The sequence below is a fragment of the Nitrosomonas sp. HPC101 genome, from assembly GCF_009833125.1.
Taxonomy (GTDB): domain Bacteria; phylum Pseudomonadota; class Gammaproteobacteria; order Burkholderiales; family Nitrosomonadaceae; genus Nitrosomonas.
The window spans coordinates 1-25,944 of sequence record NZ_QRCC01000017.1 but is presented as its reverse complement, the minus strand read 5'-3'; the positions used below and the strand labels follow the sequence as shown (position 1 = coordinate 25,944).

Below are 25,944 nucleotides of genomic sequence, written 5' to 3'. Positions count from 1 at the left end.
CGTGGCTATCTGCACATAGCCTTTGAATATTTCTTGGATAGAGAATGGATAAGGAGAAATCGAATCTGCTTTCTATCCTGATAGCGTCCGAGTTAAAAGCTGATCATGCCATGGAGCTGATCGTCTTACGGAAACGGGCAAGCGCCAGCAGGAAAAAGGCACTGCCGATCATGATCAGAGCGAGGAACTCCGGCCAGACAATACTGAAATCCGCTCCGCGATAGAGAATAGCCTGAGCCAGTGAGATAAAGTGTGTGGTAGGAGCGGCAAGCATGATGTCCTGCACCGGGCCAGGCATACTTTCGCGTGGTGTCGCACCGCCGGACAGCATTTGCATCGGCAGCAGTGTAATAATCATCAGAAGCCCCATCTGTGGCATCGAACGCGCCACTGTGCCGAGAAAGATACCCATTGAGGTAGTAGCGAACAAATGTAATGTCATGCCACTGACAAACAACCCGATCGACCCTTCGATTGGTACACCAATCAAATCCTGCACAACGAAAATAATCGATGCAGTTGCCAGGATCACCACTACCAGCCCCATCGACCAGACCTTAGCCATCATGATTTCAAACGGTGTCAGCGGCATTACCAGCAGATGCTCAATGGTGCCATGCTCACGTTCGCGAATCAGCGCTGCCCCAGTGAGAATGATGGATAGCATGGTAATGTTGTTGATGACCTCTATTACTGATCCGAACCACGCCGAGCTCAGGTTCGGGTTGAAGCGTGCGCGCATTTCCAGCTCTGCTGGCAAGAGGGGTATGGTGCGATATCCCTGAACGAATGTCATCACTTCATTCGTTACAATATTCTGGATATAGCTGTTGCCAATAAAAGCCTGCGACATGCGTGTGGCATCAACGTTGAGCTGAACTGCCGGCTGGCGTCCGGCCAGCACATCACGCTGGAAATGCGGGGGAATATCCAATCCAAAGGTATACAAGCCCAGATCCATGCCGGGATCGATCTCATACTGGTCGATGATAGCTGGCGGCAGGAAGTGGGGCGGGTAAAAAGCATTGATGATACGCGATGACAGGGGTGACCGATCCTCATCGACGATGGCGATCGGGGCTTTGTGCAATGATTCCGGCAGACCGGTGGCGGTCATATATACCTGGCCGGTAAAAGCGAACAGAATCAGGAACAGCATCAGCTTGTCGCGCCCCAGGCTGCGCAGCTCCTTGACGCCAAGGTGAAAGATGTTGAGCAGGGTATGCACGTTCAGCGTTCCTGTTTTCTCAGCAGTGCGACGGCAAGGCCGAGAATGACGGGAATGGAAAATGCGAGCGGCAACAGCAGGGTACCCAGTTCAGTAAAACCGAGTGCTTTGGAAAAGGTTCCACGGCTGATCGTCAGAAAATAGGTTGTAGGAAAAATCTCGCCGACCAGCCGTGCACCGCCTTCCAGGGAAGATACCGGATCAGTTATGCCGGAAAAGCGCGTGGAGGGAACCATAGTGGCGAGAGAGGTCGCGAACATGGCGGCAATCTGGCTGCGTGTGAAGGTTGAAATCAGCAGACCGAGACCGGTGGCTGCTGTGACGAAGAAGAGTGCCGCTACGGTCAACAACAGGAAATTACCTTTATGCGGCACACCGAAAATGAACACGGCCAGCGCACACAGCAGGAAAAAATTGGCCATACCGATAACGATATAGGGGAGTTGCTTGCCAAGGAGAAATTCCAGTTTCGTTACCGGTGTAACATACAGGTTGAGAATGGAACCAAGCTCTTTTTCGCGCACGATGCTGAGCGCACTGAGCATGGCCATGATCATCATCAGCAATAAGGGAATCACGGCAGGCACCATGGCTGGCAAGCTTTTGACATCGGGGTTGTAACGAAAGCGCGTCTCGATCATGATCGGATTGGCAGGGACATGTCCGGTAACGTGGTGGCGTGCCTGCTCGAACAGCCAACCCTGATGCATCGCCTGTACATAACCGCGTATATTCTCAGCGCGGGAGGGCATTGCTCCATCGATCCAAGCGCCGATTCTGACATTGTCACCACGTGCCAGATCGCGTGCAAAGTTTGGTGGAATTTCCAGTGCGAGACTCAACTCGCCACTGCGCATACGCCGGTCGAGCTCGTCGTAGCTGCTGATCGGTGGCTGTTCGGAGAAATAGCGTGATCCACCAAGGTCGAGCACATAGCTCCGGCTGAGTGTGGACTGATCGCGATCGAGAACAGCGAAGCGCAGATTTTCGATATCCATACTGATACCGTAACCCATGATAAACATCAGTAACACCGTACCGAACAGTGCAATCAAACCACGGATCGGATCACGGCGCAGTTCGAGCGCTTCACGCCGGGTATAGCTGAGCAGACGTGACAGACTGAAGCGGGCACCGGCCTCAGTAGCATGGCTATGTGCTTGAGCAACGGGACTGGCGATGCTCTCGCCTGCCGGCGGGTCATCGTGTGCGCTAGCCTTTTTCAGGTAATCGATAAAAGCTGCTTCCAGTGTGGCTTGGCCGCTCTGCCTGATCAGCGCGTCAGGGGTATCACTGGCAAGCACCTTGCCGGCATGCATCAGTGAGATACGGTCGCAGCGCTCGGCTTCATTCATGAAGTGAGTCGAAATGAAGATGGTTACCCGGTCATGACGCGACAGGCTGATGATCAGTTCCCAGAACATATCCCGTGCGATCGGATCGACACCCGAAGTCGGTTCGTCGAGAATCAGCAGATCCGGATTATGAATGACGGCTACTGCCAGCGACAGGCGCTGGCGCATTCCCATTGGCAAAGCATCGGGATAAGTATCCATGACCGCATCGAGCAGAAAACGTCCGGCCATTTCAATAACACGGGCTGGAATGTCTGCGGAAGGCAAATGGAACAGCTCTGCATGCATCTCCAGATTCTGCCGCACAGTCAATTCAGAATACAGTGAAAATGCTTGTGTCATATAGCCGACCCGCTTGCGGGTTGCCAGATTACCAGCATCGATGGGTTGTCCGAACAGTTGTGCTTCCCCTTCACTTGGCTGCAGCAGGCCAGTGAGCATTTTCATCGTAGTCGATTTGCCGCAGCCGTTGGAGCCGAGAAAACCGAATATTTCACCTTGCATAATACGCAGGTTGACACGGTCGACGGCGACAAAATCGCCAAAACGCATTGTCAAATCATGTGCCTCGATGGCAACTTCCAGATCATCCTTATTGTCCTGCGGTGGAATGACTATCTTTTTGTGATCTTTACGTTTTTCTTCCGGCAGCAACTGGATGAAAGCTGCCTCCAGCGAATCAGTACCCGTGCGCAAACGCAGTTCAGATGCAGTTCCCGTGGCAAGAATCGTGCCGGTGTCCATTGCTGCCAGCCAGTCGAAACTTTCTGCTTCGTCCATATAGGCTGTGGAAACCAGTACACTCATGCCAGTATGCTGTATACGCAAACGATTGATCAATGCCCAGAACTGGGCACGCGCCAAGGGATCGACGCCTGTGGTCGGCTCATCCAGCACCAGCAGGTCGGGATCATGAATCAGTGCGCAGCACAAGCCAAGCTTCTGCTTCATACCACCCGATAATTTTCCAGCGGGGCGATCCTGGAAGGGTGTGAGTCCGGTACTTTCGAGCAGCTCGTCAATGCGCTGATTGCGTTCGATCTGTTCATGGCCGAACAGCCGGCCGAAAAAATCGATATTTTCGAATACTGACAGTGTGTGATAAAGATTTTTGCCCAGTCCCTGCGGCATATAGGCAATGCGTGGACAGATCGCGCGACGGTGGTCGACATCCGAAATATCGCCACCCAGTACTGTGATCCGGCCCTGCTGCATCATGCGTGCGCCGGTCAGCAGGGACATCAGGCTGGATTTGCCGACTCCATCCGGACCGATCAGACCCGCCATACAGTTGGCGGGAATTTCCACACTCAGGTTATCAAGTGCGAGTTTGTCACCGTAGCGCAGACTGACGTCCTCTATATGAACGACAGATCCCGGAGAAACAGGCGCATCCATTATGGCAGCCTGATTTCAAGTTCAGCGGGCCAGGCTGATGCGGGATCGAGTTTGACATAAGCCATGCCGGGTAACCCAGTCTTGATTTGTTCGAGATGCTGCTTCAGCAGCCCTGGATCAATCCTTGCCCGTACACGGAACATCAGCTTCAGACGCTCACTTTCAGTTTCTACTGTTTTCGGTGTAAATTGGGCGACACTGGCGACGAAGCTGGCGTGGGCTGGAATTACAAAGTCCGGTATGGCATCGAGCACGAGGCGGATATCACTGCCGAGTGCCACCTTGCCAGCGGCTTCGGTCGGCAAAAAGAAAGTCATATATACATCGGCTAGATCGACCATGTTGAGTACCCGGCCACCTGCATCCAGTACTTCACCCGGTTCTGCCACGCGATACTGTACACGACCATCACGCGGCGCCTTCAGTTCACTGTCGTCGATATCCGCCTGCAGGCGTGCGACTGTTGCCTGGGCTGCTTCGATGACTGATTCCGATTCCACTACCTCCGATTTTGCTGCCTCGATCCCGGCGCTGGCTGCAGCGACTTGAGCCCGCGCTGCGCTGACGGCAGCTTCGGCACTCAATACCCGTGCACGGTCATCATCCAGCTCCTGCTGAGCTGAAGCGCCTTCGCCAGCCAGTGTCTGTGTACGTTTCAGGCGTTTGCGGGCAGCGTCCAGTTCTGCCTGACGCTGGGCGACGACTGCTCGCGCAGCTGCCTGTTCACTATTACGCTGTACGACGATGGATTTTGCTGTCTGATAGGCATATTCAGCCCGACGGACCTGTGCTTTCGCTTCGGCCTGCTGAGCGCGCAGCACCAGCGTATCCATTCGTGCCACTATCGTATTGGCTTGTACGAAATCACCTTCTCTCGCCAAAATTTCGGTAATACGACCGGGAGCTTTGGCAGCAATATCGATTTCGGTTGCTTCGATGCGACCATTTCCTGCCACAATCCCGGCAGGCAGACCAGCAGGACGAAGTTTCCACCATGCTGCGATGGCAGCAGCGATAACAACAATCACAAAGATATAAGTCAGTATCGATTTTGCTCGTTTGTTCATTGTTTCTCCGGAATGGCTTTCACGAGCGGTGCAGTTGCAGTTGCAGTTGCAGTTGCAGTTGCAGTTGCATCTGCACCGCCTCCCAGTGATTTATAGACTGCAATCAGATCGGTCGAAGTTTTTGCTTCCGAGCGAGCCAGTTCGATCTCTGCACTGTAAAGGTTGCGCTGGGCGTCCAGCACATCCAGAAACGATACGGCTCCTACCTGAAAACGCAGCTGTGCCAACCGGACAGCTTCACGCAAATCCGTCACGGAGCGAGCCAGTGCCTGCCGCCGTGTCTCTTCTTTGAGATAGCGTGTCAGGGCAGTTTCAGTTTCCTGCAGCGCTTCCAGTATTGCTTTTTCAAATATCAGATAAGCTTCCTGCTGGCGTGCATTAGCCAGATCGATACCGGCCCGAATACGGCCGAAATTGAGCAGTGGCTGCAAAAGACCAGCAGCCGTGTTATAGGAAAAAGCCGCTGATTTAAACAGATCCTCAAGTTCAGTGTTGCGCAGTCCCAGAAATGCAGACAGTGACAGCCGCGGGAACAGTTCCGCAATCGCAGCGCCCTGCATGGCCGTTGCAGCCGCGAGCCGGCGCTCGGCAATGCGGAGATCAGGGCGGTGACGGATGGTTGCTGCAGGTGAAGCCAGAATGGCCTGTCCTGCTGCCATCGGTACGACATCCGGCTGGTTCAGGCTGGTTGCGAGCGCGCCTGGTTGTCGTCCCGTCAGTACTTCCAGTTGTCGCAGCGCAGCAGTCAAGCCGCCTTCCAAATGAGGAACCTGTGCTCGCGTGGTTTCTGTTTGCGCCCGTGCTCGCACTGCATCGTACCGTGTTCCGACACCTGCCACGAAAAGTTTTTCTGTCAGATCCTGCGTGGTTTGCTGGGCAGCCAGATTTGCACGTGTGATACGCAACTGATTCTGGAGGCTGCGGTATTCGATGTAGCTGCGTGCCAGATCGGCAGTCAGTGTAACCAAAGCCTGACTGTATTGCTCTTTTATGGCATCCAGATCTGCTGAGGCTGCTTCCAACCGGCGACGCAAACGGCCGAACAGGTCAATTTCCCACAAGGCATCGAAACCCAGTTCGAACAGATTGTATTTGATACCGGGGGCAATCCCAGGCAAAGGATTGTCACTGCGCTGTGCGCCTGCTGTCACATCAATAGAGGGGAAAAGTTCTGCACGAATGCCACGACGTTCAGCGCGAACTTGATCAATGCGGGCCAGTACTATTTTGAGATCGAGATTATCCGATAGCGCCAGGTCTATCAGATCATTCAGTTGGTTATCACTAAAATTTTTCCACCAGTTTTTTAATGTTTGTGGATCAATAGGAGTCAGGGTGACTATATCCTGTTCTGCATCGGTCTCTTTCGACTCAGCCTGCCAGTGATCGGAAGTTTCAGGAAATGATTGCCGGTAATCCGGGCCGACGGCGCATCCGGTCAGACTGATCAGAACAGACACCAGAGCGACTCGGTATATCATGACGCTGTCTTTTGGGTTGTAGCGTGATTTCTGCCGACAGCCGGGATGATCGCGACAGATAGATGCCGATATACCAGCAGTGTTCCGGCGATCTCTTTCATTCGGTATATTTGCATGAGAAATTTCGTTCTAGTAATGAATGTACTCATGAACACCGCTCGATTTTAGTATGTTATGACATGCTTCATAGTTAGGGTAAAGCGTACGTCTTGTCAAGGCATTTCCATTTAAAGAAACGGAATTCCTGTGAAATGGAAAGTTTCGATCTGTTTTTTTACCTGCCTGGTCATTGACTGGTATCTCCCGGAATACCCGCCACACAAAGACAAAACATGCGGATCAAGCTGCGAATCCTGCAATAAAGCGAGTGACAGCAGTAAACAACAGAGAATCTCCGGACAAAAGGGGAAACACGGCCAGTCCGGTCTCGCAACTACAATCCCGAGAAGGATTCGTATGCCTATATCGGTGTCAGCCTGATAACCTTTTGTTCAGGCAGCTCAGTCAGGCAAAGGAGGAATCGTCAGGCTGGGGCAGGAACGCATCCGGCAATTGCTGTATTATCTGTGCACCTGAACAGCCAGAACATGCGATCTCGCCTGAATACAGCTTTATCAGCGATTACAGACTCGGGTAACCGCTCAAGGTAATCGATATTGCAATTGCACATACTTTGTTACAACTGCTGCTGGATTGCTCTGGCATATCCCCTCGCAAGAACAATCCGAAGTGGGAATCAGTCAGGTTTCCCACAAATTCTCTGTGCGAGCCCCTTGCTGCCGATATCCCGACGCAGCTGGCAGCCTTCAAAGCGGATAGTCGCTGCGATATCGTAGGCCTGTACACGAGCCTGTTGCAGATCTTCTCCCAGTGCCGTTATGCCCAGCACACGACCGCCCGAGGTGAAAACTTTTCCGGGATACTGCTGATTGGATGTGGTGCCGGCATGAAAAACATGGAAATCACCTGTTTCCTCCTGGCGTGCCATGATTGCTGCCAACCCGTGAATTTCATCATTTTTTCGTGGATTGGCAGGATAGCCCTGCGCTGCCATGACCACGCACAGCGCAACGCGCTGATCCCATTCGATCTGTGGCTGATCCAGCGTGCCATTGACAGCATGTTCCAGCAAGGTGAACAGATCGGATTTCAGCCGCAACAGGATAGCCTGAGTTTCTGGATCGCCTAGCCGACAGTTGAATTCCAGTACATGGGCGTCGCCTTGCGGCGAGATCATTAATCCGGCGTACAAAAAACCAATGTATGGATGCCCTTCCTGCGCCATGCCTCGAATGACCGGCAGCATGATCCTTTGCATAATGTTGTCATGCAGATCAGATGTGATAACCGGCGCCGGGGAATAAGCGCCCATGCCACCGGTGTTCGGCCCTGCATCATTATCCAACAGTCTTTTGTGATCCTGGCTGGTAGCGAGTGGCAGCATGTTTTTTCCATCCGACAGCACGATAAAGCTGACTTCCTCTCCTTCCAGGTAATCTTCGATCAGGATGTGCGCACCGGCTGCACCCAGTTTATGATCCACCAGCATGGCATCGACAGCGGCGTGTGCTTCTTCCGGTGTTTGCGCGATGATGACACCTTTGCCGGCCGCCAGGCCATCCGCCTTGATGACAACCGGCAGCGCATGTCCATCAATATAATGATGAGCGACGGTAGCATCGGTGAAGGTTTCACTGGCAGCGGTTGGAATGCCGTGGCGCAACATGAATGCCTTGGCAAAACTTTTGGAGCCCTCCAGCCGCGCGGCATGCCGGGTGGGGCCAAATATACGTAAACCTGCCGCCTGAAAAGCATCCACAATCCCTTCTGTCAGTGGTGCTTCCGGGCCGACTACGGTCAGGTGGATTTTTTCCTGCCGCGCGAAATTCACCAGATCTGGAATGGCTGTAATAGAAATATTCTTAAGCTTTGCTCCCAGCGCTGTACCCGCGTTACCGGGTGCGATAAAGATTGTTTCAACCAGGGGAGATTGGGCCAGTTTCCATGCAATGGCGTGTTCCCTGCCGCCATTACCAATCACGAGTAATTGCATACTAGTGTCTGAAATGTCTTATGCCGGTAAACATCATTGCCACCCCCTGTTCGTTGGCTGCGGCAATAACTTCCTCGTCGCGGATGCTGCCACCGGGCTGGATCACAACCCGAGCACCTGCCTGCGCAAGTACATCGAGCCCATCCCGAAACGGGAAGAAGGCATCCGATGCAACCACGGATCCATGCAAATCAAGGTTAGCCTGGCTTGCCTTGATGGAGGCAATGCGTGCACTGTCCACCCGGCTCATCTGCCCGGCACCGATACCAAGCGTCTGACCGTTGGCACAAAATACAATGGTGTTGGATTTGACGAATTTCGCCACTCGCCAAGCAAACAGGCAATTCTCGATCTGTTCATCGGTTGGCCGGATTTGTGTGACAACGTGTAACTGGTCCGCCGTGATATCAAGATCATCCGGTGTTTGAACCAGTAATCCACCATCCACTCGTTTCAGATCATAAAGATTGCTGTGTTTATCCAGCGGTACGGTCAGTACCCGGATATTGGGTTTGTCTGCCAGCAGGTGTCTGGCTTCCGGGCTGAACTCCGGTGCAATGATGACTTCCACAAACTGTTGCAATACCGCTTTGACCAGATCAATTCCGACAACCCGGTTGATCGCAATAATGCCACCAAAGGCTGAAACCGGATCGGTGGAAAACGCTTTTTCGTATGCCGCAAGCGGCGTATCAGCCACTGCAACCCCGCAAGGATTGGCATGTTTGACAATGACGCAGGCCGGTTTGTCGAAAATCTTTGCACATGCCCACGCGGTATCGGTATCGGCAATATTGTTATAGGAAAGCGCCTTGCCTTGAAGCTGATCATAGTGCGCAAAACTGCCCGAAACATTGGTCATATCACGATAGAATGCCGCCTGCTGATGTGGATTTTCGCCATAGCGCAGAGATTGAGCCAGCATGAAATTCAGGTTGAGTTGCTCCGGAAAAGGTTTTTGCTCATGAGACGAAGTATCTAGCGCTGTCAGATAATTGCTGATGGCAGCATCATAGTGTGCGGTATGGGAAAACGCTTTTTGCGCCAGGTGAAAACGATAGTCGTAGCCGACCGATCCGTCGTTAGCGCGTATTTGTTCCAGTAGCGGCCCGTAATCCTGAGAATCAGTCACAACGGCGACTCGCTGGAAGTTCTTGGCAGCCGAGCGGATCATGGTCGGCCCGCCGATATCGATATTTTCGATCGCCTCTTCCAGTGAGCAGTCTGCTTTGGCGATAGTCTGCGCAAATGGATACAGATTGACCACCACCAGATCGATCGCTGGAATCTGTGCCTGTTCCATTGCCCGCTGGTGCGCAGGCAGATCCATCCTGGCAAGAATACCTGCGTGCACCTTCGGATGCAGTGTTTTGACACGCCCATCCAGCATTTCTGGAAAACCGGTGTAGTCGCTCACTTCGATGACGGGGATCTCCGCTTGTTGAAGCAATCTCGCAGTTCCACCGGTTGAAAGAATGGTGATGTTGAATTGGTGCAGAGCTGCTGCCAGCTCGACCACGCCTGTTTTGTCGGAAACGCTGATCAGCGCCTGTCTTATACTCATTTGAAAATTTATCGGATCTGATGTTTGATTAATCGGTTGCGCAAGGTATTACGATTGATGCCAAGCAGTTCTGCCGCTTTGCTTTGATTGCCCTGAGCGTAATGCATGGCGATCTCTACGAGCGGCTTCTCCACACTACGTATGACCATTTCATAAATCTGGCATGGTTTTTCACCATCCAGATCCTGGAAATAGGCTTCTACTGCTTTACGGACACAAAGTGCAATTTCATTTTCATTAATAACATTCATGCCTCAAGGATCTCTTCGTCAATATAGGTAAGTGTCTGGCTCCGGTCGGCTTGCTCATGGAAAAACTGATAAGTAGCTGCGAGTTGTTCTTCAATTGTTGTCAACCGGTTCATGGCATGACGGAAGGCCGCAGAACCGGCAAGCCCGCGCGTGTACCAGGAGATATGTTTACGCGCGATTCGCACGCCTGAATATTCACCATAAAACTGATACAGCGCTTGCAGATGATCAAGCAGGACGCGCTGAATTTCGACGACTTCAGGCAGGGGCAGGAAATTGCCTGTTGTCAGATAATGATCAATTTCCCGGAAAATCCAGGGTCTGCCCTGGGCAGCACGACCAATCATGACGGCATCGGCGCCGGTATATTCGATCACCTCCCTGGCTTTTTCCGGTGTATTGATATCGCCGTTGGCGATAACGGGGATACTGATGGCCGCCTTGACTGCTGCGATGGTGTCATACTCGGCCTGTCCCCGGTAGGCACAGGCGCGGGTACGGCCATGAATGGCCAGTGCCTGTATGCCTGCTTTTTCTGCAATACGTGCAACAGCGACCGCATTTTTGTGCTGTGTATCCCAGCCCGTTCTGATTTTCAGGGTTACCGGAATATCAACGGCCTGCACCACGGCTTCCAGTATCCTGCTGACCAGATTTTCGTCTTTCAATAAAGCAGATCCGGCCATGACATTGCAGATTTTCTTTGCCGGACAGCCCATGTTGATATCGATGATTTCGGCACCATGATCCGAATTATGGCGTGCAGCTTGCGCCATCATGGCTGGATCTGCTCCCGCGATCTGTACTGAAACCGGTTTTACTTCTCCGTCATGACAGGCGCGACGCCGGGTTTTTTCCGATCCATATAGCAGGGAGTTACTGGAAACCATTTCGGATACCGCCATCCCTGCCCCCATCTGTTTGCACAGTTGCCGAAAAGGACGGTCGGTGACACCTGCCATGGGGGCAACAATCAATTTATTTTTAAGCGTGTATGAACCAATTTGCATAAGACAGGCAAAGCTCAGTTAAAAATACTGGAAGAAAAATTTCATAGGGCTGCCGTCAGTTCCAGCTGCCGTATAGAATTCAGTGGACGATCGGGTGCACCCATTGGCTGAGACGGATTACTCTGGCTGCGCCAACATGCTTCCGGTTATTTCATCCGTTTTTTGTACCAAATATCATTTGCCGTGCGATCAGGCGTCTTGCGGGCGGCAGGCAATCCAGAGCAGTCAATCCTATGCCGTTACAGATCTGTAGTAGTGACGAATCGGTTGTAAACAGCTTTATCAGGGAATCAGTAAACATTCTGCCGATATGTTTGTCACATTGCCGCCGTTTTTGGTAGGCAGACAGCATTTTGCCCGATCCCGGTTCATTAGAGGTACCCAGTGGGGCTCGGCTGATTTCATTGGCCAGCTCCCATGCATCCCGCAAACCAAGATTAAATCCTTGCCCGGCAACTGGATGGAGTGTTTGTGCAGCATTTCCAATCATTACAGATCGATGCCCGACAATCGTTGATGCATGTTTAAGTATCAGCGGAAAGCTTGTGCGTTTGCCCACATGCATAAAATCACGCAAACGATCTCCAAACTGTTCGTGTAAATACAGTAAAAACAATCTGTCATCCAGTTTCAGCACCTTCTCTGCCTTGACAGTCGGCATTGTCCACACTAACGCGTACTGATCTCCAGACGGCAGCAGTGCCAGTGGCCCGTTCAGAGTAAAACGCTCAAAAGCTGTTCCAGACCGGAACGATTCAGTTTTTACGTTAGCCACGATTGCTGTATGCCGGTAATCATGAACATGATAATGAATACCATCGATCTGTTCCGCCAGTTTTCCACCATCTGCAAGCACCAGTAACCTGGCTTGAATCCGTTTTTCGATCCCGTTTTGCTGGTATGTTACTTGAGCCCGCTGCCGATCTGTCCGCAGAGTCGTGACCAGTGCGTTTACCTGGTACACAATACCGTAATCTCGCACAGATTGTCCCATGGTATGGTAGAGATTATGGTAATTGACTACATATCCCAGTGCGGGAATTCCGACGTCATCAGGTGTCAGCACCGTATGACCAAAGTAGCCACGATTCGAAATATGAATTGTAGTGATTGACGTAGGTTGTGCCAGATTTTCCCAGATATCCAAATGTTGCAGAATTAAACGGCTGCCGTACGAAAGGGCCAGCGGACGCGGGTCATCCACTGTTTCCGGCAATTCACGTGCCTCAAGCAGCAAAATCGAAAATTCATATTCACGCAATGCCAATGCCAGAGCCATTCCAACCGGTCCGCCTCCAACAATGACAATATCAAATTGCTGATCAGTCATGGCCATTCATATTAATAAGCAGCAGAACCAAACAAACAGATTAAATTACCCGATATTTGGGCTCTATTATCGATAACGGAACTCGGCAGATCTAGCATGTGCTTCAAGCCCTTCACCCTTTGCCAGAACGGATGCAATCTTGCCTAATTCAGATGCACCCTCAGCTGAAACCTGAATCAGGCTGGTGCGTTTCTGGAAATCATAAACACCCAGTGGAGAGGAAAAACGGGCTGTGCCGGAGGTGGGCAGAACATGATTGGGTCCGGCACAGTAATCTCCCAGTGCTTCACAGGTATACCGCCCAAGGAAAATTGCGCCAGCATGCTGAATATGATCGACCCATTGCTCCGGTTGATCAACGGACAGCTCCAGATGTTCAGGTGCAATCCGATTGGCAAGTAAACAAGCTTCCTCCAGATCGCGTACATGAATCAAGGCACCACGATTCTCCAGCGAGGCGCGGATAACTGCCCGGCGCGGCAATGTATCGATCAATCTGACAATACTTTCAGCGACTGCATTCAGGAAGGTTTTCTCCGGACAGAGCAGAATTGATTGTGCCTGCTCGTCATGCTCAGCCTGCGAGAACAGATCCATTGCAATCCAGTCCGGGTTGGTTTTCCCATCACAAATCACCAGGATTTCAGAGGGTCCTGCCAGCATATCAATTCCAACTTCTCCAAATACATGCCGTTTTGCCGTTGCCACATAAGCATTACCGGGGCCGACAATTTTATCTACCTTTGGAATGGTAGTTGTACCGTAAGCCAGGGCAGCAATTGCCTGCGCTCCCCCGATCGTAAAAACGCGATCTACTTCACAGATTGCGGCCGCTGCCAGCACCAGCGGATTTTTTTCTCCTCCTGGTGTCGGGGTGGCCATAATCAGTTCATTGACACCCGCCACCCGGGCAGGAATTGCGTTCATCAGCACAGATGAAGGATAGGCAGCCTTGCCTCCAGGCACATAGAGACCGACCCGGTCCAGTGCGGTAATTTTTTGCCCCAGCCGCGTACCATCCGGCTCAACATACTCCCATGATCGAGATAACTGTTTTTCATGATAGATACGTATACGAGAGGCAGCTTGCTCCAGGGCTTTGCGTTGATCACCGCTCAAGGCCTTCAGGGCTGATAACCATTGATCACGAGGTAATTCAGCCTGATCAATCCGGGTTATCTCCGGATTATCGAATCTGCGTGTAAATTCAAGTAATGCTTTATCTCCGTGTTGCCTGATTTGATTCAGGATATGAGTCACTGTCTGGCCAATCTCGTTATCAAGTGACGTTTCAAAGCGCAACAGAGATTCCAGTTTTTCCTGAAAATCAATATCCGAGGATGATAATCGTCTGATCTGCATCATGATAATTCAAGAATTTGTTCAGAAGCCTGCTGCAGAGCACATTGCGACGTTAGTATTAAACTCGAAATGCACACATAAAGAGTGGATGAACTACACATTTGCGGGGATTGCTGCATTAAACGCTTCTAATAACGGCTGTATTGCAGAGTTTTTAAGCTTGAGTGCCGCCTGGTTAACAATCAGGCGCGCTGAAATCGGCATGATTTCTTCAACTGCCTGTAAACGATTTGCCTTGAGTGTTCCGCCCGTCGAAACCAGATCGACAATGGCATCCGCCAGATCAACGAGTGGAGCGAGTTCCATTGAACCATAGAGTTTAATCAGATCGACATGCATCCCTTTCGCAGCAAAATGGCTGCGCGCAGTCTTGACGTATTTGGTGGCCACACGCAAGCGTGCACCACGAAAAACCGCTGAGGCATAATCATAATCATCCCGCACCGCGACCATCATGCGGCAGCAGGCAATTCCCAAATCCAGCGGCTGATACAATCCGATTCCGTCATGCTCCAGCAGTACATCTTTCCCGGCCACGCCCAGATCAGCGGCGCCATATTGTACGTAAGTCGGCACATCTGTAGCCCGCACCATGACGAGCCTGACATTCGGGCGGTTGGTTCCAATGATCAACTTGCGAGAAATGTCAGGGTCATCCTGCGGAACAATACCGGCAGCTTCCAGAAACGGGATGGTATCCTCGAAGATCCGCCCTTTGGAAAGAGCAATAGTAATATTCGACATCAATGGTCGTTATGCAAGATTTGCCGAGGCAAATTCCCAGTTGATCAATTTATCAATCACCGTATTGACGTAATCAGGCCGGCGGTTCTGGAAATCCAGGTAGTAGGCATGCTCCCAGACATCAATCGTCAGCAAGGGGCGAATACTGCGTGTCAAAGGCGAGTCGGCATTACTTGTTTTGACAATGGTCAACTTTGCTCCCTCTTGCGCAAGCCAGGCCCAACCACTACCAAACTGTGTAATTGCTGCATTGGCAAATTCCTGCTTGAAGGTATCTACACTGCCGAACGCTGCTTCAATTTTTTGTTTTAATGCTGCAGGAGGTTCGCCCCCTCCATTGGGACTCAGGCTGTTCCAGTAAAACATGTGATTCCAGACCTGTGCCGCATTATTGAAAATTCCGACTTTATCCGCGTGTCCGGCTGTGGCTGTAATAATCTGTTCCAGTGATTGCCCGGCAAATGGGGTGCCCGCAACCAGTTTATTCAGGTTATCGACATAGCCCTTATGGTGTTTGCCGTAATGAAAGCTTAATGTTTTGGCAGAAATGATTGGTTCCAGTGCGTTATCTGCGTAAGGAAGGGGAGGTAATACGTATGTATTGCCCGACTGTGCTGCTTTTGAAAAATCATCCAGACTGGTACTCATTTTCTCTCCTTTTTCTCCGAAAACGAATTTGAATAATGACATCATACGACTGTTATTAGTAAAAACATTATTGGCTGGCGCCGGTAACTTCCGTAGTAAAAGTTATCTGGTTGTATCCAGCTGTTCTCGCAGCCTCCATAATTGTGATAACAGACTGATGCGTAGCTTTGGTATCAGCACTGATCACGATGATCGGGTTATCCTGGTTATGAACTGCCGATCGCAAGGCATCCCGCAAACCTTCAATACTGGTAAATTTTATTGGACGACGGTTAATCGTATAGTCTCCAGCTGCACTGACCAATACATCAATCCTCTTTGAAGCATCCGACTCATGATCTTCGTCAGTGACAGCTGCTTGTGGCAATGTTATTTCAAGCTCCGAGAACTTCGAATAAGTCGTGGTAATTACCAGAAAAATGAGAATTACCAACAGCACGTCAATCATGGGAACAAGATTGATTTCGGGTTCTTCTTTTTTCTGACCTCGCTGAAAATTCATTGGAATCCTGATATTAGGCCAATAAAATTGCTGAATCTATCATGTCGAATTATTCAGCAGATTGGAATTTGCTCTTAAAACTTGCAGGCTGACGGACTATTCTAGTTTATTATTACTACTTTCACCATGCCCAGATATATTTCGAGTTATTCCGGATTTTTGTAAAAGGTCTTTCAAGTGGATCGTCCATCAGTAAGTGTCGTCATGGGCAGCAGCAGCGATTGGCAGACCATGCAGCATGCTGCAGGCATTTTAAAAACGTTCTCCATTCCGCATGAAACCATGATTATTTCGGCACACCGCACACCCGACAGAATGTTTAATTACGCCGATACGGCCCGCAACCGCGGGATCAAATGCATTATTGCCGGTGCGGGTGGCGCAGCTCATCTGCCTGGCATGATCGCCGCCAAAACCACACTACCCGTTCTTGGCGTTCCTGTTACTTCAAAACAGTTACAAGGCGTTGATTCACTCTTATCCATCGTACAAATGCCCAAAGGGGTACCGGTCGCCACTTTTGCCATTGGCGAAGCCGGTGCGGTCAATGCCGCGCTGTTCGCCATTGCCATTCTGGCTGGGGAGAATATCCTGCTGGCTGAAAAGCTGGATCAGTTTCGCAGAGATCAGGCCGCTTCCATTGCTGCAATGACACTCCCCGAGCCATGTATATAAAACCAGGCGCCATGCTGGGTATGCTGGGTGGTGGTCAGCTGGGCAGAATGTTTGCTATGGCAGCCCAACAAATGGGCTATCGGGTAACCGTACTGGATCCAGCCATAGAAAGTCCCGCTGCGAATATTGCTGAACGCCATCTGCAAGCAGATTATCTGGATTATCAGGCACTGGATGAATTGGGATCGACCTGCGCCGCAGTCACCATAGAATTTGAAAATGTACCTGCCCAGGCGCTACGCTATCTCGCACAACGCTGTGTGGTCAGCCCTGATGCAGAAAGTGTTTCGATCGCACAGAACCGCATTCTCGAAAAACAGTTTCTTGTGGAGAACGGTTTTCCGGTCGTACCCTTCGCCATTATCCCCAATGAAAGAGATATCTCCCACGAGGTTGATGCCTCCCTGTTCCCGGGCATACTCAAGATCAGTCAGTTTGGCTACGATGGTAAAGGACAGATTCAAATTGAAAACAGGGATGTTCTGGCGGAACGATTTGCTGATCTGGGCAGCAAACCTTGCGTACTGGAAAAACGATTGCCGCTTGCCCATGAAATTTCCGTTATCCTCGCTCGTGATATCCGCAGTCAGATAACGTTCTTTCCTGTCCCTGAAAACAAGCACGTGCAGGGCATTCTTGATACAAGCATTGTCCCGACCCGGCTACCGGACAGGATTGTTGAAGAAGCTTGCGAAATTGCTCGTCAAGTAGCCATGAAGCTGAATTACATCGGAGTTCTGTGCGTGGAATTTTTTATCCTGGATGATGATCGGATCCTGATCAATGAAATCGCACCTCGCCCGCACAACAGCGGACATTATTCGCTTGATGCATGTATCACCTCACAGTTTGAGCAGCAGGTTCGCGTATTGTGCGGGCTTCCCCATGGCAGCACCAAACAAGTACAAGCTGCCATAATGATCAATATGCTTGGGAACCTGTGGCAAAATGGCGAACCTGCCTGGGATCAGATTTTACGTCACCCACAAGCCAAGTTGCATTTATATGGTAAACGTGAAGCAAAACCAGGCAGAAAAATGGGCCATTTCACTGTACTGGCAGATTCAGTTGAAGAAGCCTTGTTGCAGGCTCGGCATATCAGACATAATCTCCAGCTGCCAACGCAGCACATTCCAGGAATAGACACCCTTCATTATGACAATCGCAACACTGTTTGAAACCAGCATAACAAGTCTCTCTCTGCTGCATCGGGGAAAAGTACGGGATATTTATGTGGTGGATGAAAACAACCTGCTCATTGTGCAAACGGATCGCGTTTCTGCTTTTGATGTAATATTGCCAACCCCGATTCCGGGAAAAGGAAAAATACTGACAAAAATCTCCCGTTTCTGGTTCGAAAAGCTGGCGCATATTCTCCCCAATCACCTTACCGATATCCCTCCTGAATCTGTTGTACTGCCTGAAGAGCGAGATCAGGTTGCAGACCGTGCCTTCGTTGTTAAAAAACTGAAACCACTCCCGGTTGAAGCAATTGTACGCGGCTATATTTCAGGCTCGGGCTGGAAGGATTATCAACGCAGCGGTGCTATTTGCGGCATTACCCTGCCAGAGGGATTGCAGGAGGCAGATAAAATTCCCGGTGGCGCAATCTTTACCCCCTCCACCAAAGCCGGATCAGGATCACATGATGAGAACATTCCATATACTGCCTGTGAGCAAATGCTGGGGGCAGCACTTGCCTCGGCTGTCAGTCAATATGCAATTGCACTTTACAGCGCAGCTGCTGACTACGCGCTAACACGGAATATCATTATTGCGGATACCAAGTTTGAATTCGGCCTGAATGATGACGATCAGCTTTACCTGATCGATGAAGCGCTGACACCTGATTCTTCGCGCTTCTGGCCTGCTGAAAGCTATCAGCCTGGCAAAACACCCCCCAGCTACGATAAGCAGTTTATTCGTGACTGGCTGGAACAAATCGGTTGGAACAAAACCCCACCAGCTCCTGCTGTTCCCGCCGAAATCCTTATGCAAACGGTGGAGAAGTACCAGGAAGCGTATCGCGCACTGGTACCGTAATCAGTCTACATATACTCCCATACTCCCGCGAGAAGCTGCAGCTTGCTACTGTACTGTAAGTTGCCAGACCCTATCAAGATTTAGCAAGAATGCTGTTATAAATTTGCTGGTATTTCGCTACACTTTTCTGCCAGTTTCGTTCTGTTTCGACAAACTCCCGGCCGGCTCTGCGTAACTCAGCCCACCGTTGGGGTGCATTCAGAAGTGCTCCGACTTTTTCTGCCAATGAACATGGATCACCCGATTTGAACAGGATGCCGTTATGATCGTCACGAATCAGCTCCCGGTGACCACCAACATCCGAAGCAGCCAGCACCCTGCCTTGCGCCATTGCTTCCAGTGGCTTTAAAGGCGTAACGAGATCAGTGAGACGCATGGAAAGACGGGGGTAAACCAGCACATCAATCAGATCATAATAATACTGAACCTGATCATGCGGCACCCGGCCAGTAAAGATAACCCTGTCTTCTATACCAAGCCGGCTGGCAAGTTGTCGTAATTGTGTCTCCTGCGGCCCGCCTCCAACCAGTAACACACGCAGATCAGGGTGATTGGGCAGCATAAGCGGCAAAGCTCGCAACAGGATATCCAGGCCCTCATAGGCATAGAATGAGCCAATAAAACCAATCACCTGCTTATGCCTGAGCCCCAATTGTTCTCCAAGTAACTCATCTGCAGGACGAGTTGATGCAAACTGCTCAATATCAACAGCATTGGGGATAGTGGTGATTTTTTCCGGCGCGATTCCCCGCCTGATCATATCATTGCGCAATCCCTCGCAAATCGTGGTGACCGCATTCACATGGCGCAACGCGTGATTTTCCAGGCCGCGTGTCAGGCGATAGCGCATACCCCATTCCCGGCTGGTGCCGTGATCCACGGCTGCATCTTCCCAGAATGCCCTCACTTCATAAACGACCGGAATACCCGATTTACGAGCAGTGCGCAAGGCAGGAATGGCATTGAGCGCCGGAGAATGTGCGTGCAGGATATCCGGCTTAATGGATTGCACAATCTCGATGAGGCGATCAGTCAAGCCACTCATAACAGCGATCTGATTCAGAACAGGTAGTCTGTTGACAGGATGTGCGCGGCGAGGGGTTCGGAAGAAATGCCAGTTATCTACGTTTTCTTCCAGCAAGACCGAGCCAGTATGCTTGGCACTCGTCACATGAAATGTCTCCCAGCCAAGGGCGCGCTGTTCTTTCAAAATTGCCAGGGTGCGGAATGTATAGCCACTGTGTAACGGGATGGAGTGATCCAGAATGTGCAGAATACGCATAATTTAGTTTTCAGCCAGATAAAACTCGGATGGTAGCGCTATCAATAGCAATACTGCATCCAACGGCAAGCTTTCTTTTTTCTTGATTACCACATGATTTTTGCATCTTTTCATTTTATGAATCGTGCAATCAGGCGTATATCCATTCCAATTTTCCGGACATCGATTACTTGCAGGTTACATTTCTCTGATAAATCGGCAATCTCGGGTAATACCAGCATTGGCTGTGCCGAATTACCCAACAGACTAGGAGCAAAATAAAAAATAATTTCATCTGTCAATCCCGCTGTTACTAACGCTCCACTCAATACAGAGCCAGCTTCAACCAGTAGTTCATTGATACCCAATCCGGCCAGCTTCGCCAGCATTGCCATAAGATCGACTTTTCCAGCCTGATCAGGCAAAACAACGATATGAGCACCTGTGTCTTCCAGACGATGTATTTTTTTTCTGTCGGTCTGTGCCGTAAAAATCCAGGTTGCATTTGCATTCTTTAGTAATTTTGCCTGCAGAGGGATCTCCAGATCCGAATCCACAACCACCCGTATAGGCTGCCTGGATGTCTCGATATGACGCACCGTCAACAGCGGGTCATCCATCTTTACTGAGTTGATTCCCGTTAATACCGCACATGAACGCGCACGCCACCTGTGGCCATCTTGTCGAGCTGATTCACCCGTAATCCACTGACTTTTACCATTTTTCAACGCAGTCCTACCATCAAGACTGGTCGCTATTTTAGTCCGTACCCATGGACGACCATACCGCATTCGGGTCACAAAACCGATATTCAATTGTTGCGCTTCATTCTCCAGCAAGCCTGTTTGCACCTCAACACCCGCTTTCTGCAGTTTCTCCTTACCTTGTCCATTTACACGGGGATCGGGATCACCCATTGCCATAATCACTTTACATATTCCTGCACGAATCAAGGCTTCAATACAGGGTGGTGTATGGCCATAATGGCTGCAAGGCTCAAGTGTTACGTAAACTGTGGCACCCCTTGCCAGGCCTCCTGCTTCCCGTAACGCATTGACTTCCGCATGTGCTTCCCCTGCCCGCTCATGCCACCCTGTTCCGACTACCTTGCCATCATTTACAATCACACACCCCACACGCGGATTCGGGCTCGTGGTAAACAGCCCTTTTTCTGCCAGCTGTAAAGCGTGCGACATATACACATAATCTGAAGCAGTAAACACCCGTTTATTATTCCTTTAATACAAATGCTGCAAAATTATCCGCGCTACTATCGCTAACATTTTGTAAAAAATTCCCTGATTCACAGCATTAACGCTTCCTTTCGTTTACAACTCAAAAAAATGAAATGTCGAATTTGACTTTGAAATCATTGTCATTTGCGCAACTTGTATCTGCGCTTTTACCTGCCCCATTATTCATGCTACGATTTTCACACATTACTATTATAGTCGGAGATAGAAATGCTTTTTGTAAAGACAGTTATCACCTTTCTCATCTTATTGCTGACAAGCGGGGCATTTGCCAAGGAACAGGTACCGTACGCTACTCAGGTTACTGATCTGATGCGCTACTATCGCGCCACTCCCAACATTGCCACTTCCGGAGCACTTGCCCAGGATAGTATTCGGGAGCTGGCCAAACACAGCTTCAACACCGTAATTGATTTACGTGTTGAATCAGAAGGTACGCCAAGTGAAAAAAAAGCTGTCGAGGCCGCCGGGATGACCTATATCAATATCCCCGTTACCAATGACGGTGTAAATGAATCACAACTGACGGCCTTCAAACGGGCACTGGAGCAAGCATCCCCTCCTATACTGATCCATTGCGCCACTGGTAACCGGGCAGGTGCCATGTGGACTGCCTACCGGCTGAACGAGGGTGTATCTCCGGAGATCGCTTTCAAAGAAGGGCGCGCTGCCGGCATGAGTGCCAGTATGGGAGAACGAATCAGAAAAATCTGGTGTAAAGAAGGTTGCGAGTAAGCCTCTGAACTTCTGCAACCAGATTTCAGGTAGCTCACTGTACAGGGCCAGGAAAAAACGGAGGAAAGACAGATTAAAATACCATGGGCATTCTAAAGCTGAGTCTGACATCCTGCGCATCACTGGTCGTTCCTATGGCAACGGAGAAGTTCAAGGTGGTCCGCTGAGAATATTTAAAAGCATAACCGAGCAATAATTGCCCGATATCAAGCTGACTACCTTTCAATGTCCGATTATTTATTTTGGTATTGAAAATATGGCGATGGCCATACCCGATATTAAATGAGGAACGCTCGTTAATCCCGAATCCCATACCAAAAGTCATCCCTACCGCATAACCTGGATCGACCTTAAATTTATCACCCGATCCATCAACCGCCTTTTCCTTGGTACCCATATTGTAGTTGTAGGCCAGATTTGCAAAAAACACGGCCGGATCAGTTGCATAAAGTGCAGTAACGCTCGGCTCAAGACTGAAAAAACCTGATCCTGTAGGTACTTCGGTAGGGAATACAGCACCCGGAACACCTTGAGCTTGTGCGTATTTAATATCAAAAGGGCCTTTGCCTGTCGGAGCTGTGGCCCGCAAATTTCCCACCAGAATAGGCCAGCCTCCTGCTCCAGAATTTATCTGATAGCGCGCAGCAAATTCGATGTCTCCCAAACCATTTCCGGATGCGTTGAATGTTTCATCGATCCCGGCGCCAATACTGACAGGCCTGGAACGTTGCTCATCAAAACGCGCACGATAAGGAACTCTCGCTTCAACCTCAAGACGATCCGTTATCCCATAGCGAGCTCCGATACTTGCCATAAGACTGTGTTGATCCACTTGACGAACATCTATCAAACCAATGGCAATCGCCGGAAGAAATGTAAATGCATCCAGAAAAATCCGGTTACTGTCTGTAAAGGCATACTCCAGTGTAGGCTCGATTACAATTTTCCCTTTACGTGTCAGTACCCCCCCTACCGTGTCACTCAATCGCGGCATCTCGGGCGGTCTTGGTTTCTCATCCTGCTTGGGGGGTGCCTGACCCACCGGTTTTGATGGAAGATTACTGGATTCTGCTCGCGCATGAACACCATCAGTATTTTTGTCAGCCGGTTTAACAACTACCGCCCTCGGCGGAGAAGGCTGAGATGGAGGAGAACCAGCATTTTTAGTAGCTGTACCTCCGGAAGGATTACGGTTAGCTGTTTGTGGGGAAGTCAAAGAATCCAGACGAGTTTTTAGATTCTCAATTTCCTTACCCTGCTCGATAATAATTTGTCGTTGCTTTTCAAATTCCTTCTGCTGTTGTGCAAAAAGAGCTTTGTATTGATCAAGTATGTCTTCTTCTGCTGCTCTTCCCGTTTGAGCGGAAAGAGTGAGAAATAATACGAGGCAGCCTGCGAACAATTTATACGTCATGACACGGAGCAGTCGCTGATTGTTTTTATCAGCCATGTTTTTTCATTCATATTTGGCAACGTACGGAAAAATTAAACTACCGTAGCAATGCCGGCGCTAAAAACTCGGTAAAAACTCGCTGACTACCACTACTCTCCGTAATTCCTTTCAGATTGCTGACTTCTAAATTAATGGTTGTCAATGCTTCGATATGCTGACTATCCACTGTATTTTGAATAAAAGTACTGAGTTCCGGTACAGTGATAGAACCAGACACCATGTTTTGCATACCCGCTTGTAAAACTACGCCTTCGCCCGGAAGCTGAAGAGAGGACGAATGCACCAATACATCATTCAGGCGGACAAGTTTTTCCAGACTCATGTCAATATGGATACCATTCGGAAGAACAAATCCCCCTCTCAACATTGAAAGCTCTTTATCTGTCGCCCGCTCCCATTCCTGATGGAAGGCATTTTGAATGGATAATCCAGTATTTATATCCTCAGCCTGTACCTGGGGCACAAAACACAGCAACATCGACAGTGCAAGGTAGTGTTGAATACTTTTAACTCTCAGACGAGATTTCCCGGTTTCCATTTTTTTCCTGTATTCATACGAACCATTAAAAATCCCAAGGGCCTGGATGCAGCACATTAAAAACGCCCAAACTTGTTCGATCTACTGCTTCACCTAATGGAGCCACTCTACCTGCCCATTCTTCGTGTATTTTCTGGTAGCTTACTTCAGGATCACGATTGGCATGAATCAGAAATAAGATACGATTCCCCCACATTTCCTCAAATTCGGAACGATTCATAGATTTAACGCCCTGAGCCGGATCTCCCACTAGAACTCTATCTTCATCCACACCCTTGATAATGACAAAATGCATATAGCCATTATGATTAATGATAGTAATGGCAGGATTACCAGTAGCATGCAATTTATTCAGATCAATCTTGAAGCCATCCGAACGATATCCCCTGCGCTCAAGATATCGCTTCATATCCAGCATAGAAAAGCCTTCCCGTCTGATCTTTTCCTGATTTCCATGCTGAAACATATCGACAAATACAGATTGCTCATCAACAGTATCGTCAAAATGAAAAGTAAGCAGGCTCGCCAGAGCAGCAGAGCCGCAGCTGAAATCATACTGTTGCCGGTAAACAGTATTGAAACGTCGTTCTGCAAAGCTTTTTATTCGGATATTGAAATTAGCCCCGCCTGCCATATCGATCATGTCCAGCGCGGATACTTCACTGCAAGGAACGATTAATATCCCCAATAAAGTTAATGTGGCCAGCAGCAGTTTCATAATCGATTTTGTCCTGGGGGTAACTTAAAATTACTTACCACTTCATGCAGATCACGTAACAAATCTCGAGAAACTGACAAAAAATTGTGTGACGCTATGCTATCGGTTGTTCTATCAAAACATTCAGTCCAAATATATTAGGGTAATACCGTTACATTAATAATTGTCGAATCCTGGATGAGAACATTGTTACCTGAATTTTGAATAACCGAAAACATCCCTCCTGATCCAGCAAAAGAACCGTTGTCAATCATATTCACGCCACTGGTATTGTTTGTTGCCGTATTACCGCTAAGAAGTGCGCGAACATTCATGTTGTTCAGGGTAGTCACATCTATTCCTTCCCGGCCTGTGGCACTATCCAACTCCTCAACAGAAGCGATCTCAGCCTGAGGAAGATATCTGCCTTCCGGCACCAGTTCCACTCCAGATGCCGTGCAAGTCAAACTGCCTAGCGCCCATATTGCCAGTACAACAAGACCTTTTTTAATGCTGGTTTCTATCATACTCACCCCCATTCGTCACTTACGCTCACTTATCCTGCTGCAGTAAAAAACTGGCAAGCAATATTGCTACTGCCTGCCAGTTGAAAACACTATATTACGTCGAGCAAATAAAATTATTATTGATTAACATTCACATTGCCCTGGAAGCTTACTTGCTGTTGAATCAGCGAGCTGGTTCCCAGATTCTGGGCAACCTGGTTCAGACCAGCTGCGCCATTGAACGAATCAGTAACATTGTTATTGACAGTACCACCTGCCAGGGCAACGGCTTCAGCAGCACCACCATCAGCTGCATTGCCGGTTACAGAACCTTCCAGTGCTGAATTGTTGACAGAATAGGTAGCTGTTGCATCACCACCATTAGATGCTGCACCACCATTATCTGCGGCAGTTTGGCTGTTATCGCTGTTATTGGTATTGTCAACAGAGGCTGTACCATTGTTATTGGCTGCAGCGCTGCCTTGCCCACTGGAGTCAGCCAAGCTGTTGTCGCTGTTGTCGCTGTTGTCGCTGTTGTCGCTGTTGTCAGCAAAGGTGCTTCTGTCGCTGTTGTCGCTGTTGTCGTTGTTGCTGTCAGCGGTATTAGTGCTGTTGTTACTGTTGTCGTTATTACTGTCAGCAGTGTTGGTACTGTTGTTGCTGCTGTCACTGGTGTTATTGCTGTCAGCAGTGTTGGTGCTGTTGTTGCTGCTGTCGCTGGCGTTATTGCTGTCGGCAGTGTTGGTGCTGTTGTTGCTGCTGTCGCTGGTGTTATTGCTGTCAGCAGTGT

General features: G+C 49.7%; 25 protein-coding genes. 5 read left to right on the top strand and 20 right to left on the bottom strand.

The features are described from left to right. Nucleotides 1-103: 103 nt before the first annotated feature. The 13 genes from ABO04_RS11000 to ABO04_RS10940 form a co-directional block, all read right to left on the bottom strand. On the bottom strand, nt 104-1,228 hold the full coding sequence (locus ABO04_RS11000) for an ABC transporter permease (protein WP_345853537.1): 1,125 nt from the start codon (nt 1,226-1,228) through the stop codon (nt 104-106). Nucleotides 1,229-1,230: 2 nt separating this feature from the next. Then, nucleotides 1,231-3,981, bottom strand: a complete 2,751-nt coding sequence (gene rbbA / locus ABO04_RS10995) for a ribosome-associated ATPase/putative transporter RbbA (protein ID WP_160810707.1) — start codon at nt 3,979-3,981, stop codon at nt 1,231-1,233. Next, nucleotides 3,981-5,048 carry an HlyD family efflux transporter periplasmic adaptor subunit gene (locus ABO04_RS10990; RefSeq protein ID WP_160810706.1) on the bottom strand — a complete coding sequence of 356 codons (1,068 nt, stop codon included), beginning with the start codon at nt 5,046-5,048 and terminating at the stop codon, nt 3,981-3,983. The genes rbbA and ABO04_RS10990 overlap by 1 nt, the downstream gene beginning before the upstream one ends. Next, nucleotides 5,045-6,529 carry an efflux transporter outer membrane subunit gene (locus ABO04_RS10985; protein WP_160810705.1) on the bottom strand — a complete coding sequence of 495 codons (1,485 nt, stop codon included), beginning with the start codon at nt 6,527-6,529 and terminating at the stop codon, nt 5,045-5,047. Before ABO04_RS10985 ends, ABO04_RS10990 begins: the two co-directional genes overlap by 4 nt. A 736-nt stretch (nt 6,530-7,265) precedes the next feature. Further along, the gene (purD, locus tag ABO04_RS10980) at nt 7,266-8,582 is read right to left on the bottom strand and encodes a phosphoribosylamine--glycine ligase (protein WP_160810704.1); all 1,317 of its coding nucleotides are present in this window, start codon (nt 8,580-8,582) and stop codon (nt 7,266-7,268) included. 1 nt (nt 8,583) lies between these two features. Continuing rightward, a complete protein-coding gene (gene purH / locus ABO04_RS10975) occupies nt 8,584-10,146 on the bottom strand; it encodes a bifunctional phosphoribosylaminoimidazolecarboxamide formyltransferase/IMP cyclohydrolase (RefSeq protein WP_160810703.1) in 1,563 nt (520 codons plus the stop codon). Nucleotides 10,147-10,154: 8 nt separating this feature from the next. Beyond that, complete coding sequence (locus ABO04_RS10970; protein ID WP_160810702.1) at nt 10,155-10,397, bottom strand: helix-turn-helix domain-containing protein; 243 nt, start codon at nt 10,395-10,397, stop codon at nt 10,155-10,157. Then, nucleotides 10,394-11,407, bottom strand: coding sequence for a tRNA dihydrouridine synthase DusB (gene dusB / locus ABO04_RS10965; protein ID WP_160810701.1), 1,014 nt, complete (start codon nt 11,405-11,407; stop codon nt 10,394-10,396). The genes ABO04_RS10970 and dusB overlap by 4 nt, the downstream gene beginning before the upstream one ends. 151 nt (nt 11,408-11,558) lie before the next feature. Next, on the bottom strand, nt 11,559-12,737 hold the full coding sequence (locus ABO04_RS10960) for an FAD-dependent monooxygenase (RefSeq protein ID WP_160810700.1): 1,179 nt from the start codon (nt 12,735-12,737) through the stop codon (nt 11,559-11,561). Between the two features lie 66 nt (nt 12,738-12,803). Next, nucleotides 12,804-14,099, bottom strand: a complete 1,296-nt coding sequence (gene hisD / locus ABO04_RS10955; RefSeq protein ID WP_160810767.1) for a histidinol dehydrogenase — start codon at nt 14,097-14,099, stop codon at nt 12,804-12,806. A 93-nt stretch (nt 14,100-14,192) separates the two neighbouring features. Then, nucleotides 14,193-14,843, bottom strand: coding sequence for an ATP phosphoribosyltransferase (gene hisG, locus ABO04_RS10950; protein WP_160810699.1), 651 nt, complete (start codon nt 14,841-14,843; stop codon nt 14,193-14,195). 9 nt (nt 14,844-14,852) lie between these two features. Beyond that, nucleotides 14,853-15,491, bottom strand: a complete 639-nt coding sequence (locus tag ABO04_RS10945) for a superoxide dismutase (RefSeq protein ID WP_160810698.1) — start codon at nt 15,489-15,491, stop codon at nt 14,853-14,855. Nucleotides 15,492-15,558: 67 nt separating this feature from the next. After that, a complete protein-coding gene (locus tag ABO04_RS10940) occupies nt 15,559-15,993 on the bottom strand; it encodes a biopolymer transporter ExbD (protein WP_160810697.1) in 435 nt (144 codons plus the stop codon). Nucleotides 15,994-16,197: 204 nt separating this feature from the next. Here ABO04_RS10940 and purE point away from each other — a divergent pair, with 204 nt between their 5' ends. The 3 genes from purE to ABO04_RS10925 are packed head-to-tail and all read left to right on the top strand — an operon-like array spanning nt 16,198 to nt 18,711. Further along, entirely contained in the window at nt 16,198-16,668 is a 471-nt protein-coding gene (gene purE / locus ABO04_RS10935) for a 5-(carboxyamino)imidazole ribonucleotide mutase (RefSeq protein WP_160810766.1), read from the top strand. Continuing rightward, the gene (locus ABO04_RS10930; protein WP_160810696.1) at nt 16,659-17,846 is read left to right on the top strand and encodes a 5-(carboxyamino)imidazole ribonucleotide synthase; all 1,188 of its coding nucleotides are present in this window, start codon (nt 16,659-16,661) and stop codon (nt 17,844-17,846) included. The genes purE and ABO04_RS10930 overlap by 10 nt, the downstream gene beginning before the upstream one ends. Beyond that, the gene (locus ABO04_RS10925) at nt 17,824-18,711 is read left to right on the top strand and encodes a phosphoribosylaminoimidazolesuccinocarboxamide synthase (protein ID WP_160810695.1); all 888 of its coding nucleotides are present in this window, start codon (nt 17,824-17,826) and stop codon (nt 18,709-18,711) included. The genes ABO04_RS10930 and ABO04_RS10925 overlap by 23 nt, the downstream gene beginning before the upstream one ends. A gap of 73 nt (nt 18,712-18,784) precedes the next feature. Here the strand turns inward: ABO04_RS10925 and ABO04_RS10920 are convergent, their stop codons facing one another. Both ABO04_RS10920 and ribD read right to left on the bottom strand, forming a co-directional pair. Next, nucleotides 18,785-19,993 (bottom strand): TIGR04063 family PEP-CTERM/XrtA system glycosyltransferase, encoded by a 1,209-nt coding sequence (locus ABO04_RS10920; protein WP_160810694.1) that lies wholly within the window; start codon nt 19,991-19,993, stop codon nt 18,785-18,787. A 110-nt stretch (nt 19,994-20,103) separates the two neighbouring features. Continuing rightward, nucleotides 20,104-21,195: a bifunctional diaminohydroxyphosphoribosylaminopyrimidine deaminase/5-amino-6-(5-phosphoribosylamino)uracil reductase RibD gene (gene ribD, locus ABO04_RS10915; protein WP_160810693.1), complete on the bottom strand. Its 1,092-nt coding sequence runs from the start codon at nt 21,193-21,195 to the stop codon at nt 20,104-20,106. Nucleotides 21,196-21,435: 240 nt separating this feature from the next. Here ribD and ABO04_RS10910 point away from each other — a divergent pair, with 240 nt between their 5' ends. Beyond that, entirely contained in the window at nt 21,436-21,960 is a 525-nt protein-coding gene (locus ABO04_RS10910; protein ID WP_160810692.1) for a protein tyrosine phosphatase family protein, read from the top strand. 73 nt (nt 21,961-22,033) lie between these two features. Here the strand turns inward: ABO04_RS10910 and ABO04_RS10905 are convergent, their stop codons facing one another. The 5 genes from ABO04_RS10905 to ABO04_RS10885 form a co-directional block, all read right to left on the bottom strand. Next, nucleotides 22,034-23,410, bottom strand: coding sequence for a transporter (locus ABO04_RS10905; RefSeq protein WP_240141535.1), 1,377 nt, complete (start codon nt 23,408-23,410; stop codon nt 22,034-22,036). A gap of 40 nt (nt 23,411-23,450) precedes the next feature. Beyond that, nucleotides 23,451-23,951 (bottom strand): hypothetical protein, encoded by a 501-nt coding sequence (locus ABO04_RS10900; protein WP_160810691.1) that lies wholly within the window; start codon nt 23,949-23,951, stop codon nt 23,451-23,453. Nucleotides 23,952-23,976: 25 nt separating this feature from the next. Next, nucleotides 23,977-24,669 carry a C39 family peptidase gene (locus ABO04_RS10895; protein ID WP_160810690.1) on the bottom strand — a complete coding sequence of 231 codons (693 nt, stop codon included), beginning with the start codon at nt 24,667-24,669 and terminating at the stop codon, nt 23,977-23,979. A gap of 137 nt (nt 24,670-24,806) precedes the next feature. Further along, nucleotides 24,807-25,175: a hypothetical protein gene (locus ABO04_RS10890; protein WP_240141534.1), complete on the bottom strand. Its 369-nt coding sequence runs from the start codon at nt 25,173-25,175 to the stop codon at nt 24,807-24,809. A 116-nt stretch (nt 25,176-25,291) separates the two neighbouring features. Next, on the bottom strand, nt 25,292-25,657 hold the full coding sequence (locus ABO04_RS10885; RefSeq protein WP_160810689.1) for a hypothetical protein: 366 nt from the start codon (nt 25,655-25,657) through the stop codon (nt 25,292-25,294). Between ABO04_RS10885 and ABO04_RS10880 the strand changes: the two genes are divergently transcribed. Next, nucleotides 25,637-25,944 (top strand): hypothetical protein (locus tag ABO04_RS10880; RefSeq protein WP_193565795.1); only part of this gene is annotated, 308 nt, incomplete at its 3' end. The genes ABO04_RS10885 and ABO04_RS10880 overlap by 21 nt on opposite strands.

What these genes read in the sequence shown, in the direction of transcription:
- rbbA (WP_160810707.1), bottom strand. Translation starts at nt 3,981, where the DNA reads ATGGATGCGCCTGTTTCTCCGGGATCTGTCGTTCATATAGAGGACGTC.
- ABO04_RS10990 (WP_160810706.1), bottom strand. Translation starts at nt 5,048, where the DNA reads ATGAACAAACGAGCAAAATCGATACTGACTTATATCTTTGTGATTGTT.
- ABO04_RS10985 (WP_160810705.1), bottom strand. Translation starts at nt 6,529, where the DNA reads ATGATATACCGAGTCGCTCTGGTGTCTGTTCTGATCAGTCTGACCGGA.
- purD (WP_160810704.1), bottom strand. Translation starts at nt 8,582, where the DNA reads ATGCAATTACTCGTGATTGGTAATGGCGGCAGGGAACACGCCATTGCA.
- purH (WP_160810703.1), bottom strand. Translation starts at nt 10,146, where the DNA reads ATGAGTATAAGACAGGCGCTGATCAGCGTTTCCGACAAAACAGGCGTG.
- ABO04_RS10970 (WP_160810702.1), bottom strand. Translation starts at nt 10,397, where the DNA reads ATGAATGTTATTAATGAAAATGAAATTGCACTTTGTGTCCGTAAAGCA.
- dusB (WP_160810701.1), bottom strand. Translation starts at nt 11,407, where the DNA reads ATGCAAATTGGTTCATACACGCTTAAAAATAAATTGATTGTTGCCCCC.
- ABO04_RS10960 (WP_160810700.1), bottom strand. Translation starts at nt 12,737, where the DNA reads ATGACTGATCAGCAATTTGATATTGTCATTGTTGGAGGCGGACCGGTT.
- hisD (WP_160810767.1), bottom strand. Translation starts at nt 14,099, where the DNA reads ATGCAGATCAGACGATTATCATCCTCGGATATTGATTTTCAGGAAAAA.
- hisG (WP_160810699.1), bottom strand. Translation starts at nt 14,843, where the DNA reads ATGTCGAATATTACTATTGCTCTTTCCAAAGGGCGGATCTTCGAGGAT.
- ABO04_RS10945 (WP_160810698.1), bottom strand. Translation starts at nt 15,491, where the DNA reads ATGAGTACCAGTCTGGATGATTTTTCAAAAGCAGCACAGTCGGGCAAT.
- ABO04_RS10940 (WP_160810697.1), bottom strand. Translation starts at nt 15,993, where the DNA reads ATGAATTTTCAGCGAGGTCAGAAAAAAGAAGAACCCGAAATCAATCTT.
- purE (WP_160810766.1), top strand. Translation starts at nt 16,198, where the DNA reads ATGGGCAGCAGCAGCGATTGGCAGACCATGCAGCATGCTGCAGGCATT.
- ABO04_RS10930 (WP_160810696.1), top strand. Translation starts at nt 16,659, where the DNA reads ATGTATATAAAACCAGGCGCCATGCTGGGTATGCTGGGTGGTGGTCAG.
- ABO04_RS10925 (WP_160810695.1), top strand. Translation starts at nt 17,824, where the DNA reads ATGACAATCGCAACACTGTTTGAAACCAGCATAACAAGTCTCTCTCTG.
- ABO04_RS10920 (WP_160810694.1), bottom strand. Translation starts at nt 19,993, where the DNA reads ATGCGTATTCTGCACATTCTGGATCACTCCATCCCGTTACACAGTGGC.
- ABO04_RS10910 (WP_160810692.1), top strand. Translation starts at nt 21,436, where the DNA reads ATGCTTTTTGTAAAGACAGTTATCACCTTTCTCATCTTATTGCTGACA.
- ABO04_RS10905 (WP_240141535.1), bottom strand. Translation starts at nt 23,410, where the DNA reads ATGGCTGATAAAAACAATCAGCGACTGCTCCGTGTCATGACGTATAAA.
- ABO04_RS10900 (WP_160810691.1), bottom strand. Translation starts at nt 23,951, where the DNA reads ATGGAAACCGGGAAATCTCGTCTGAGAGTTAAAAGTATTCAACACTAC.
- ABO04_RS10895 (WP_160810690.1), bottom strand. Translation starts at nt 24,669, where the DNA reads ATGAAACTGCTGCTGGCCACATTAACTTTATTGGGGATATTAATCGTT.
- ABO04_RS10890 (WP_240141534.1), bottom strand. Translation starts at nt 25,175, where the DNA reads ATGATAGAAACCAGCATTAAAAAAGGTCTTGTTGTACTGGCAATATGG.